9 protein-coding genes are annotated in these 13664 nt (G+C 42.9%); 1 reads left to right on the top strand and 8 read right to left on the bottom strand.

The window, feature by feature from the left end:
- Positions 1–104: 104 nt before the first annotated feature.
- From EKN16_RS01095 to EKN16_RS01080, 4 genes are all read right to left on the bottom strand, one after another.
- Positions 105–1004, bottom strand: a complete 900-nt coding sequence (locus tag EKN16_RS01095; RefSeq protein ID WP_125653317.1) for a carbohydrate ABC transporter permease — start codon at positions 1002–1004, stop codon at positions 105–107.
- 16 nt (positions 1005–1020) lie between these two features.
- Positions 1021–1938 carry an ABC transporter permease gene (locus EKN16_RS01090; protein ID WP_125653316.1) on the bottom strand — a complete coding sequence of 306 codons (918 nt, stop codon included), beginning with the start codon at positions 1936–1938 and terminating at the stop codon, positions 1021–1023.
- A 293-nt stretch (positions 1939–2231) separates the two neighbouring features.
- Positions 2232–4451: a helix-turn-helix domain-containing protein gene (locus EKN16_RS01085; protein WP_125653315.1), complete on the bottom strand. Its 2220-nt coding sequence runs from the start codon at positions 4449–4451 to the stop codon at positions 2232–2234.
- A gap of 201 nt (positions 4452–4652) precedes the next feature.
- Complete coding sequence (locus EKN16_RS01080; RefSeq protein WP_125653314.1) at positions 4653–6035, bottom strand: alpha-L-fucosidase; 1383 nt, start codon at positions 6033–6035, stop codon at positions 4653–4655.
- Positions 6036–6125: 90 nt separating this feature from the next.
- On the opposite strand from EKN16_RS01080, the gene EKN16_RS01075 reads away from it, so the two are divergent.
- Entirely contained in the window at positions 6126–7124 is a 999-nt protein-coding gene (locus EKN16_RS01075) for an AraC family transcriptional regulator (RefSeq protein WP_125653313.1), read from the top strand.
- A 99-nt stretch (positions 7125–7223) separates the two neighbouring features.
- On the opposite strand, the gene EKN16_RS01070 is transcribed toward EKN16_RS01075, so the two are convergent.
- The 4 genes from EKN16_RS01070 to kynU all read right to left on the bottom strand — a co-directional run bounded on the left by EKN16_RS01070 (position 7224) and on the right by kynU (position 13468).
- Positions 7224–7784, bottom strand: coding sequence for a 5' nucleotidase, NT5C type (locus EKN16_RS01070; protein WP_125653312.1), 561 nt, complete (start codon positions 7782–7784; stop codon positions 7224–7226).
- 214 nt (positions 7785–7998) lie between these two features.
- Positions 7999–10347, bottom strand: a complete 2349-nt coding sequence (locus EKN16_RS01065; protein WP_125653311.1) for an S-layer homology domain-containing protein — start codon at positions 10345–10347, stop codon at positions 7999–8001.
- A 428-nt stretch (positions 10348–10775) separates the two neighbouring features.
- On the bottom strand, positions 10776–12134 hold the full coding sequence (locus EKN16_RS01060) for an amino acid permease (protein WP_125653310.1): 1359 nt from the start codon (positions 12132–12134) through the stop codon (positions 10776–10778).
- Between the two features lie 47 nt (positions 12135–12181).
- Positions 12182–13468, bottom strand: a complete 1287-nt coding sequence (gene kynU, locus EKN16_RS01055) for a kynureninase (protein WP_125665712.1) — start codon at positions 13466–13468, stop codon at positions 12182–12184.
- Positions 13469–13664 lie beyond the last annotated feature (196 nt).

Here is a 13664-nt window from a genome sequence, read left to right as displayed (position 1 = left end):
CTCCTTTTAATAACAAACAAGATAAGCAGACAATCTCAATTGTAACGGATCTTGCATCTTTTTTCTTCGGCCTCACCTCCTTCATTATTAGGCTCACCTGCGTACTACCCTTTTAAAGAACCGATCATAACGCCCTTAACAAAATGTCTTTGCACAAAAGGATACATGATCAGAACAGGGACGCATGCGACCACAATAAGCGCGTACTTAAGTGCCTGCTCAAAACCTTGGTCGCGAAGTTTCTGAGTCGTATTCGCAAGCATTTCGGGATCGGCCGCATTGAGAATAAGTAAATTACGAAGCACATATTGGAGTGGAAACAGACCCTCTGATCTTAAATAGATAAGAGCATCAAAGTAAGCATTCCAATGACCGACCGCATACATCAGCGTCATGACAGCAAGGATTGGCTTGGATAACGGCAGCACAATGCTGAGCAAGTATCGTGTATCCCTGCATCCATCAATGCGGGCCGCTTCCGCAAGCTCCTCTGGGATGGAGGTTTGGAAAAATGTCCTCGCAACAATAACTTGGAAGACGGATAACGCTCCTGGCAGCCATAGCGCCCAGCGAGTATCCAGCATATGAAGATTCTTGACCAGTAGATAGGTGGGAATAAGACCGCCGTCGAAGAAAAGTGTAACCATCATCATGATCATAATGAGCTTCCGTCCGAAGAAGGTCGACTTAGATAACGGATAGGCTAGAAGCACGGTGAATAATATATTGATTGCCGTGCCGACTACGGTGTAAATGATCGTATTCCAATAGCCTTGCATTAGCTGTGTGCTTTGAAATATGGATGCATAGGCCTTAAACGACAACTCTACCGGAAACAGCCATACCCTGCCCGAAACAACTGCGTTAGGGGAGCTAAGTGAAGAGCTCAAGATGTACAGCAGCGGATAGAGAACCGCCAGCATAAGAACAGTCAACACTAGATAAATGATCGTGAGCAGGACACGATCGCCGAATGGTTCTCTAATTTTGTTTTTGTTAAACATGGTGCGCCCCCCCTTTCTACCATAAGCTCGTTTGCGAAACTCTGCGGGCGATGAAGTTAACAATCAGAAGAAGAATGAGATTAATCATGGAATTAAACAAGCCAACCGCGGAGGAGAAGCTGAAATTCGCTCCGATCAATCCTACTTTGTAAACATAAGTGGAAATAACTTCGGAAGAGCTCAGATTAAGCGCATTTTGCATCAAATAGATTTTCTCAAACCCGACGCCCATAATACTTCCCAGGCTTAAAATCAGCATGATGATTGTAATCGGCAATAGGGATGGAAGGTCGATATGGATGATCTTTTTCCATCTTGATGCCCCATCAATCCGGGCAGCTTCATATAAGGAAGGGTCAACCCCCGCCAATGCAGCTATATAAATGATGGATGCATACCCCATCTCCTGCCAGACACCAGACCATACATAAATGGATTTGAAAAATTCCGGAACCCCCATAAAGTTGGTAGTTGGGATATTAAAAAAGGTGAACAAACGATCCACAACACCTACATGCGGCGATAACATCAGCATGACAATCGAGACCATAACTACCGTCGAAATAAAGTGCGGCGCATATGTAATCATTTGAACCGACTTCTTAAATATTCCGGTTCTGAGCTCATTGAGCGCCAAAGCCAATATAATTGGAATCGGAAACCCTGCTGCTAAGGAATATACACTGATGGTGACGGTGTTCTTAATGAGCAGCCAAAAGTTAGGTGAATCAAAAAATAGTTGAAAGTGTTTGAACCCCACCCATTGGCTGCCCCAAATTCCCTTTATTATGTTGAAATCTTTAAATGCGATCTGGACACCAACCATCGGAACATATTTAAAAATAATGAGATAAAGAACCGGTAGTAGGACAAGAAGATACAGCTCCCAATGATGCTTCATTTTTGTTATCGTCTTCGTGCTCCCTGAGCGCATCTACATTTCCCCTCATGGCTATATGATGTACCGGAGCTTTTTCGTTAGTCGCTCTGGCCTACACCGATACTAAACCAGAACGCTTCACCTCATCAATTTGTAAGATTCGTGCATTTCACTATTTTCCTAAAGCCTAATAAATCGCTGAAAACTCCCCGCAAACAAAGGAATAAATGCAAACCTTGCATAATTCGGCGTTATCTCTATTTTCCAACAACAAAAAAAACCTTGCACCGCAGCAGCTGCTGCGGAAACAAGGATTATTATTGGCTACTCCCCTAAGGGACGTATGGCTATGCGAGTGCAGCTCCTTGTTTGCGATAATCTCTTGGAGACAGCCCCACTATATTCTTGAAAGCGCGGTTGAAAGAATTATAATTGAAGTAGCCCACCTCGAGGCTGATTTCCTGCATGGATTTATGCGTGCCAGCCAGCAGCTTTTTCGCATAATCCATACGCATGCCGATCAGGAAATCGACGAAGTTCTCGCCGAACTCCTCCTTGAACATTTTACTAACGTTTTTGGCATTCATCTGAAACTTCTCGCTTAAATAATCGAGAGAAAGATCAGGATTGGTGTAATTTTCAATAATATAGCTTCTAATCTCCGTTATGACCGATCTAGAGCTGTCGGCATCTTTTATAGCATTCATTTGCACACACATCGTTTCAAAAATACGGGTGCAGCTGCTCTCCAGTTCCTCCACCGTTTCCCATACCAGACCTAGCGCAAGCAGCTCTGCGTTCGTCGTCTTCCATATTTGCCTGTATTCCTTGGATAGTTCAGAAAATGCCCGTTCTAAATGCTGCTGTAAAAATTGAATGAGACTCTCTATCTCTTTACGAGAGGAAAGGGAATCCCGAATTTGACTAAACAGAAGCGTCAAGTGATGAATCCAATCATCACCAGATAGCCGCAAGGATTGTGAGATTGAATAGATCGCATAGAAATATTGAGAGATTTCACTTTGTGTCGACCTTACAATATGTTCCGCATGAATGATCCGATTGGTGCCCAATACTGCCTTGTACTGCAGCAAGGTGCCGACCTTCTCGTAGCATTGGCGTATTTCTTCCAATGAGCAGGCTGGCTCCGAACCTCCTATAGTTACCGTAAAGCTAAGGTATTGTTCCACCCATTGACGTACCGTTTGGATGATACTGTCCCGGATCGTTCCTGGTTCCACGTCATCTGGCTCCCAAATAATCGAGGAAATACGATTGTCTTCCGTCCATTCCGCCCAAACGGAAGCCCCATGATTCACAGTTGTTTCATGAATGACAATATATAATGTGAATTTAAGCAAGGTTTGATCATGCGTACTATAGAATTTGGTGAAATCCAGATAGGAGTCCATCTCAAACATTTGAATGAAGGCAGTTTTACCTTCTACATCAAGGTCATACTTTAATAATTCAGCTTTCCACTCTGTCTCCTTGATAGCAGCATTCCCTTCCATGACCTCCTGAAAGAGATATTTCTTATGAATAATCAAGCTTTCCTGATGCTGCTTTCTGAACTGATCGGTCTCTTCCATTAAATGCTCCAATGTGTGCTGGATGAAACCAAATTCGCTCTCCTCCGGTTTTCCACCGCTCTGATTTTTCTGAGAGTTGGTCTGAATGAGAGAAACGATCTGTTCCACAGGCCGATAGTTTCTTTTGGTCACATGAACGAACCAAATGACGCCAAGCAAGACTGAAATCAAAGCCAGTACGGTCCATATGTTATATAAAAACAGCGTGAATGTGAGCGTTTTTTGGTTAATCATTCCGCTTTCAACCTGCCAACCCGTATACGGCGAAGTGTAGGTTGAAAAAATGGTGTTTTTTCCAGTATTGCTGCTATCAGGGCCAAGTACATGATGGCCTTTATCATCATTTAACCGTACAAAGCTGGTCTCCGAATTATACATTTGATTGATGGAGCCTTGTAAACTTGCCAAGCTTACATTAACGACAAAGAAGCCCTGCTTATGCTCGGAAAAATAAGGAGCCGACCTAACCAAGGAAATGACTTTCTTAGCGGTACCGCTCGTATAGGCCTTGTAATCCCTCTCCCCTGTCCATTTGGCCGTTTTAATTCCTTCTTTGTAGGGCTCGATGAAATCCAGTTCGGGGGATTCGGCAATTTCTCTTGGAGCATCCCCTAATACGTACTGATCCTTTAGACGTATAAAATAGATGGAGTCAATCATCGGAAAGTTGAATTTCAAGTCATCCATTACTTTGACAGCTTGTATGTTCGCATAAACATCGTTTTTGTCGCGGGTGAAAAATTGCAAAACATTTGAATTCGTAAGAATTTCTCTCATGACTTTGTAATCAATAGCTTTTAGGGCGTTATCTGTAAACCGAATAACTTGCTGTGACAAAAAGTCATTCGCTTTGACTGCTTCTTTGCGGTTCTGCTCATTCAATGATTGAAAAAACAAAAAGAACAATATCATAGTTATGGCAAAAAAAGCAGGGAGATAGGATAAAAGCAATCTACGAAACCAATTTTTATTCATTTCATAATCCCCCTTCGCCCGAATTTCGAAGTGTTTAGTACTCTACTTCACGCAGAGAGATGCTTGGAACTCCCATCTACATTATTCAACAAAAAAATCTATTTTCCTTGGAGGTACGATAAATTACCAACGACAATAAAGCTGACGACAATTATTTCCGCCGTCAGCTCTTCATGTATTATCTATGTATGCAGCAAGCTGTTAGAAGGGTTTGATCCTGAACACATGTGCAATTGGTGCCTGGTCCATTATAGCCGCATCGGGCAGCCTTACAGCCAGTCCATCGTCTGTACGCTTATACGCCAGCTTCTCGTCTGTCCCCACCAGTTCAATAGAAATAACGCGATCCATATAGGGAATGTTTACATATTCCGTTACTGGCGTATCATCCGATTGATATAAATACGAGCAATATACATAACCGTCCTTTTGGGTAAAAGCGCAATTATTCATAAAGAACGGCGCGCATATTCGGGTACCGTATACAGCCTCCCCATTTACTTTCATCCAGGCCCCTAATTCCTTGATTCGCTTAATGGCCCCCTCAGGCAGGCGTCCGTCCGGCTGCGGCCCGACATTTAAAGCCATATTCCCGCCTTTCGCGACGATTTCAAGAAGAAGATGAACCAGTTGACGAGTCGGCTTGTAGCTATCTTCATATCGGAACGAGAACGATGTTCCCATTGTAATACAGCTTTCCCATGGCACATGCATGGGACCTTCAGGTATTGTCTGTTCGGGAGTGACATAGTTTTCATAGGGACCGCCTACTGTACGATCAGCCGAGAGCAGCCAAGGCTGCTTCTCACGTGCTTTCTCAACCGCTTCGCCTAGACGAATATCCTGGCCTAGCTTTCCCTCTCTGACCCAACCAGCATCCAGCCAAAGGACATCGATACGGCCATATCGGGTCAGTAGTTCATTCAATTGCTCATGGGTGAACTTCACGAAGCTCTCCCACAACCATGGGTATTCCTTCGGATCATAGGACGGTCCTCGCCACATGTTGCGACCGCGCTCCATGCCCTGAGCCCAATAATACGGCGTATGCCAATCCGCTTTGGAGAAATAAGCAGCTATCGCGAGTCCCCTCTCCCGGAAGGAGTCAAACAAATGCTTACACAGGTCTGCGTATTTATGGTTATGAAAGGGGGTTTCAGGTCCTGTGATCCGGTAATCTGTCGTATGCGTATCCCACATACAGAAGCCATCATGATGTTTAGTCGTAAAAATCAAATACTTGAATCCACCCTCAGCTGCCAGATCGGCCCACACGTCAGGCTGAAACCGGATTGGATTAAACGTTTTGTTCAAGCCAAAATACTGCCGTTTTAATTCCTCCGCATCTGTTTCCCAATCGATACCGTCACGGGACCAATCCCCATCTTCATCGCTGAGTGCCCATGATTCTACAACGCCGAGCTGGGAATATGGACCCCAATGCATCATGAAACCTAGCTTTTGGTCCTTAAACCATTCCAAGCGTTCCTCAATCAGTGGATTATCCGGTTTCACCCATTCGTCTTCACTGCTGAAATTATGGACGCCTTGGTGTACTTCCTGTGCTTCGCCTTGATCATTCATTCGCCCTATCTCCCCTTACGGTTCTAAAATAATAATAGAAAATAACCCCGTTAAGCACAATGAACAAAACGTCCATGTTTTTGACTTTTTGTGCCGAGGATCGGAGGATGGAAACGTTATTTGCTGCCGCCGGTATATGCTATACTTGTAACAAACTTTTCCCTACAAGGCGGTATTGGCATGGATTTGGAGATTATTTTCCCTGATATAACGAGCACGCTTCAAATAACTGGTTGTCATTTTGGATTAAAACCGGCAAAGTGGAATTACCCCAAACATCATCATCATCTTTACGAGCTGCTGTATTGCCAGGAAGGGGAGGCCCTGCAGTTAATTAATGGAAAACGGATCCAGATGCACACTGGGGATTGGCTGTTCATTAAGGCTGGCATCCGGCACGAGACCGATAATATTTCGGAGAGTCATTTCTCTTTTTTCAACATTCATTTCGATATGGATAACCATGAAATGCGCATGCGGCTCAGCACATTAGAGTATGCATTATATCCAAAACTAGTGGCCGATTCTACTCGGCTCCCACTTTATATGCAAGAGATCGAACAGATCATGCAAACCAGCATGCTTAATCAGCCTCAAATCTCGTCAGCAACTGAAAGACGCCTTATCCTAACCTACGAGAATAAACTTGCTTTGCAATCCTTCATTTTATTAATTATTCGCGAAATCATCCTGCTTCAAAAGCCTGTCTCAGAAGAAGCCGACTCACAGGTCCAAGGTACAACCATGCACGAAGCAGATACTGCGCATGTGATCGAAGAACAATTGCAGCGTCTTTCGATGTCACAAGGCTCTATCTCACAAATGGCAAGTGAGCTGAATATAAGTCGAAGTCAATACACCAAAATTTTCACCAAAACTTATGGTATTTCTCCACGCCAGTATGTTACAGAGTTAAAGCTAAAGAGAGCGAAGCATCTGTTGGTCAGCACCAGCTGGACGATCGAAGATATTGCCGCTAGGCTTGGTTTTCACTCCGCCAGTCACTTTTCCAGACAATTCCGGCAAGGTACGGGTGTCTCACCTGCTCAGTTTCGTCCTAAGCATACGATGAAGAAAGTAGAATTCTAATCTCTTTTGCACGATAGGCGTACCGTTTTTTTGAAATGACCAACAAAAAAAGGTCAACCAGTAAATTCTGGTTGACCTAGTTGAATCTGTGCTGTGACTTTAGTCCAATATCGCTAACAATTCATTCCACATCATAATTCTTGGCATCTCTAGATGCTTATTATAGGAATTATCTTTCACATAAACTTGCAAAGGAAGTTCGGTAAGGGTTTCCAATACGGCAGGCTTATCATCAAAATAATAATCTAGTTCTAGCTTCTTAATGATGTGAATCTTCTCTGTATCGCCCATTCCGCAGTAGAAACGATCTTTATGTACCGGGAATCCTGCTTGAATCAGCCATTCCTTTGTTCTCTCACAATGATCGGCTGGTCGCGCGGTAATATAATACACCTCATGACCTCTTCGAACAAGCTCCTGGAGCACTTCAATTGCATCCGGAAATGGGGGACAGGCAGAATAATAAATTTCTTCCCGGTTATTATGCCACATCTGCCCGCCCTCTTCCTTCGTGAGTCCGAAGGGCTCGTGAATCGGGATCCCAGTCAACGCATGGAAATGCTCTAGCCCTACTTGTTGGTTGAGCTTCTTGTTGTACAAATGAAAGGCGTGTTCCCTCAAATTAATTAACGTATCGTCTATATCAAAACCAAATTTCATGCATGATCTCCTTATCTTCTAAACAGGTGATACTCTTATCTTAACAGAGTGAGCCGATGCATCGCCAGTGTCCCACTCTTTGGGATCATTAAAGCGTTCGTTCTCGAAAAGATGACTTAATGTATTGAATCGAGTGTGAGGACCTATCACAGAAACCACAAATAATGGTAGATACTGTTTTACGAGTACCTACCATTTAAGAAAGGTTAAACTTTTATTCTATATCTAATGAAAGACCGAGACTGACGTTTAACATGCGCAAGATCATAAGTAACGACTCAGATCTCGTAGCATTAGCATTTGGTTTGAATGTGCCATCAGTTACACCTTTTACGATTCCCATATCGGATAATGTATCAATCTCAGCCTCTGCCCAATTGCCCGAAACATCCTTGAACTTATCATTTTTCACAAAAGAAGTGTTCATTACTTTTGAAAGCATAGCCACTATTTCTGCTCTGGAGATGGTCTGGTTCGGTTTGAATGTTCCATCTAAGTAACCATTGATAATACCACTTGCTTTTAATGTAGCAATTGCATCTGCCGCCCAGTGACCTTTGGTGTCCTTAAAGCTGGAATCACCTTCTGACGTTAAACCAAGTGCTCTTACTAACATAGTCGCAAATTCTGCCCTAGTTACCGTATCATTAGCATGGAATGAACCATCCTTATACCCCTTAATGATTTCAAGCTTAGTCGCTAATTCGATTGCTTTAGCGTTTGGTGCATTTACAGGTACATCATTGAATGTTACTGCAGGTGCTGAATTTGCTTCTTCTACCAAAGTCTTGATTACATCGATATTAACCTTTTCGTTGTAAAAAGGCTTAGATGTTGGAGTTGGAGTTGGAGTTGGTGCTGGTGTTGGTGAACCGCCGCAGTTGCTGCATCCCCCGTCTGACGGTTCAGGTTCGATAATCTTCACCGTTCTGCTTACCCGCTCAGCCTCGTTTCCAGCTCGGTCGGTTACGTCATAATGAACCGTATAGACCCCTGGCTTATCGATGTCTATCGAATCACCTGATCTGACAACTCGCGAGGTCAAATCTCCATCGTATTCATCCGAAGCGCTTACGCCAGGATCCGTAAACCCGGTTCCGCGACGTATCTCGATCACGGGATTACCTACTAAACTAATAGTCGGTTTCTTACGATCAATCGTCTTTATTTCAACTTGTTTCACTGTTTCGTTGCCCGCATGGTCTTTGGCATACACGCTCATCCAACCATTGTCGACGACGGCAATTTCGGCTGTCCCATCTAGTATCGTGAGCGGTGTTCCTGCCCCAGCAAAGTAGCTGCTGGCCTGTTGGCCCAAAACATACTTCAACTCTTCGACCCCGCTCTGTGCATACACGGCAGCAGTCACGCTTACGTTCCCTCTCGTCGGCCCGGATGGATTCATCGTCAATTGAATTGTAGGGCTTACGGTGAAAATATTGCTAATCGTTATCGTTTCAATGCTCTCATTTCCGGCAACATCTTGCGCATAGACCGTATAGGTTCCGTTCTCCGCAACACTAAAGCTGTCGCCGCTAAACGCAGCTCCGCCATTAGCGAAGTAAAAGACCTCGCGGTTGCCATCTGCCCATTTCCGCAACGCAACCCCGCTCTGCCCATCAGAAACCTCCGCCGTAACTGAAACTGACTGTTTCGTAGGAGCAGTAGAACCGACGCTTAATTGAATGACGGGCGGCGTTCGTTCGATTTTGAAAACTTTCGAATCAAACAATGTTTTATTACCGTTATTCTCCTCGAACATAACATGCAAATACCAATTACCATTTACTAAAGGCGTAGAAATCTGATCGGTTTCTACAAGTGGCGTCCATTCGTTAGAATCCGGTTCAACCGTTGGAGTTGTTGTCCATTTGTAGTAGCTTTCCGCCGTTGGAATGTATGACGCTACCGTTAAAGCTATCTTTTGAGAGTTCGACCATGATATATTGCCGTCGGGATTAAAGCCGACTGAAATTATTTTTTCATAAGTAATTTTGTTTAAATAGTTTCCAAATTCTCCGTTGATATCTTCCACATATTTGTTGTAATCTTCCACACACAATTTCGCATTCGCATTGTCATCATATCCGACAATTTTAGTTAACTTGTCGTTATCTGAAAACAAATTAGAGCCTAACGTTATTGATCTTCCTTCAAAGATCACGATTTCTAAAGCGTTATTCAAAAAGGCAGCATCCCCTATACTGGTTACCGTGCTGGGGATAGTGATGCTTGTTAATTTGTTATCGCCAAAAGCAAAACCATCTATTACGGTTACGCTGTCAGGTATGGTCACGCTAGTTAATTTTTTCATTGCAAAGGCACTCGACCCTATTCTGGTTACATCTAACAAACCAATTTTAGGAGGGATTACAACATCCTTCACAATGCCATTATATCCTGTAATCGTCGCTGTTCCATCCCCATTATCGGCATATACAAAGTCCTCGATAGCAGCCTTTGCTTCCCGAATGTCTGAGTTTGTCCATATTCCCACCATGCCCATAGCCATAATAATCAAGCAGATAAATAACTTCTGAATTCCCGCAGCAAATCCCCTCATGTCTCAAGCTCCTCATTATTAGATTGACTAGTACCTTTGTACTATTTGTCGAATTATGTAAGAATACTTACTCAGTATATTAGCTAATATCCTTTTAATCAACTAAAACCTGGTAGTTTTTCTGAAGGGAGCATGTTGATTTCGCCAATCCCCGGTGGGGGTGTTTGTACTCGCATCCGGGTGGGGTATGGCTGGACAAAGTGAAGCGGCTTGGTTCTAAACTAGCTTGAGACATCCTAGCTGTGCCTCTCGAATTAAGATTATGCATCGCCAGAAAAGCCACCATAGGGTGGCTTTTCTGGCGAGATATGATTTTCCTACGAACGATTATGATTTGGCGAGAAAACCTTCATGGAATATTTTCAGCAAATATTCGAGCGTGATCGGAGCGCTGTAAGTGGCCGATCCGGATAATTTTTGAATAAATTTCACTTTGGATGCTTTTTTTTCATAATAAAATAAGCGATGGATAAAAACAGCAGCCAAGGGATACCGAATTGGAGCATAATTTTGAAATCAGTAAACCATGCTGTGATCATTAAACTTAGTAGGAGAAGTCCCCCTAATATCGTCAAATAAGGAAAGCCAATCATTCTTACCGGTAATTTTCGTCCGCCCATTTTATCCCATTTCCTACGGAAAGATAAATGAGAGATGAAAATAATCAACCAGGTAAAAAGTGAACCGAACATAGAAATCCCCATCATAAATGCATAGGATGATCCCGGCAGCAGCGCACTTACAACCGCAGCAAGAATAATTCCCATTGTGGAAACTGTTAGTGCAGTCGTTGGAACACCTTTCTTATTAAGCTTGCCAAGTACGGCTGGTGCAAGCTTTTCTTTTGATAAAGAAAACATCGTTCGTGAGGAAGCATACAACTGTCCGTTCATAGAAGATAAAGCGGCTGTTAAAACGATAAAGTTCATTATTCCAGAGGCGCCAGGTATGTTTAAGATTTCCATTACTTTTACAAATGGACTTTCATCAATTCCTGCAGATTGCCATGGAACAATCATCAACATAATCGCCAAAGTAAACACATAGAAAGTAGACAATCGGAAAACAGTTGCTTTCAATGCTTTCGGTACGGCTACATCCGGCTCTTTTGCTTCACCTGAAGTAACCGCAATCAATTCTGTGCCTAAAAAGCTAAAAAGAGATATAAATACGGCAATCCACATCCCTTTAAAACCGAATGGCAGGAAACCTCCATGATCTACCAGGTTATTAGCACCCACATTTTCATAACCTGAAGTTCCAAAAAGAACGTACGCTCCTAGAAGAATAAACGCAACAATCGCACTAACCTTGATCATGGAAAACCAATATTCGAATGTTGCAAATGCATTCACACTGGTAGCGTTTACATAAATAAGAACTGCTGTAAATATGATGATCCAAATGAAACCAGGCACTCCTGGAAACCAGTATTTCATATAGACTGCGATTGCACTTATTTCAACCCCAATGGCAAGAACCTGGGCAATCCAATAAGAGTACCGGACAAGAAAGCCTACCATGGGATGAAGATATTTATCGGCAATCGTTCCAAAAGATCCTGAAGTTGGATGGGCAACCGTCATTTCTGCTAAACATCCCATTAACAATAAAACGATAAAAGCACCTATTGTATAGCTGAGCAATACACCAGGTCCGGCAGTACGAATGGCTAGTCCACTTCCAAGGAATAATCCCGTCCCAATTGCCATCCCCATTGCGATCATCGAGAGCTGACCTGTAGTCAACTCCCGTTTTAAACCCTCACCGCTATGTTTATTCTCCATCTATTTCATCCCCTTCAGGCTTTGTCCGGCCATACTAGCGTTTTACATTATGCAACTACTTCACGTTCATTTTTAAATTTCTCATACTGTTTTTCAGCCATGATCTTTTTAAGAATTTGAACCACTTCCCAAACTTCCTCGAAGGAAGAATAAAGGGCAACAGGTGCAAGACGAATGATGTTAGGTGCTCGAAAATCCGGAATGATCCCGTTTTCCTTCAATGATTTACAAATTCGCGCTGCTTCAATATGCTCAAGGCTCACATGCCCGCCGCGTCGTGCATCCTCTCTTGGCGTTCCGATGATAAAACCCATATCCGCTAATTCGCTATCAATTAAATCCATTAAATATCGATTGATTTTAAGTGACTTTTGGCGAATATTTCCAATACCTGCTTCTGTAAATATTTCCAAAGACCCAATCAAAGGGGCAGCGCTAAGCACATGAGGAGTTCCTATTTGGAAGGCTCCTGCGGAAAGAGCGGGAGTTAATGTATGCTCCATGTCGAATTGTTTCTCTTTAGCAGAACTAAACCATCCGGCGAGTCCAGGCATCCTTCCAAAATGCTTACGATTCACAAATAAGCCTCCAACACCACCAGGTCCGCCGTTCAAATGTTTATAATTACACCAAAAGGAAAAATCTACATCCCATTCGCTGAAGGAATGCGGAATCGAACCTACGGAGTGGCAAGCGTCAAAGCCAATTACAATACCTCTACGGTGTGCTTCATCGGTTAATCGTTTGATATCCAATATTTGACCACTACGATAAAGTACGGTGGGCAAGACGATTAAAGCGACTGTTTCGTCCATTGCTTCGATAATGTCATCTTCTTCTAAAAAGCGGCCATCTCGGCTTTTCACGCGAATAAGTTGTGCATCGGGATCATATCCATGAATCCGTAACTGGCTTTGAAGAGCATAAATATCGGATGGAAATGTTAGTTCATCTGCTAATATTTTTGTGCGTTTTCCTTCTGGCTTATAAAACGAAGATACAAGCTGATGCAGATTTACTGTCGTAGAACCGGTCACAATGACTTCTTCAGCTGAACCTCCTACTAATGGAGCAAGTTTCTCTCCTAGTTCCTCCGCCAAAAAGAACCATGGATGTTTCCCCTGCGTCCAGCCATCGATTCCATGTTCCTTCCAATCCTCTAAAGATTCCAAGAGAGTCCTTTCCGCTCTTTTCGAAAGAAGACCCAACGAGTTCCCATCCATATAAATGGATCCTGGCTTTAAATAAAACTCTTCTCGAAAATGCGCAAGAAAATCTTCCTCATCCAATTCTTTCGCATATCGTAAAGTTACATCAAAGTTTTTCAAAAGCATCATGATTCTCCCCTTTACAGATAATAAAGCGCTTTCTTCAATGAATATGACATAGTGTCAACAACATTATCCGATTAAATATGACATGATGTCAATAATATATTTGATCCAATTTTTAACATGCATAACCACCTGGTGATATCCCTTTCCTTTTCATAATAATTCATATATTCTAGAGATAATGAGTAGTGGGGGA

Origin of the sequence: Paenibacillus baekrokdamisoli, assembly GCF_003945345.1 — a bacterium.
Taxonomy (GTDB): Bacteria; Bacillota; Bacilli; order Paenibacillales; family Paenibacillaceae; genus Paenibacillus_Z; species Paenibacillus_Z baekrokdamisoli.
The sequence above is the reverse complement of the archived record's forward strand: the minus strand, read 5'-3'. Positions and strand labels throughout refer to the sequence as shown.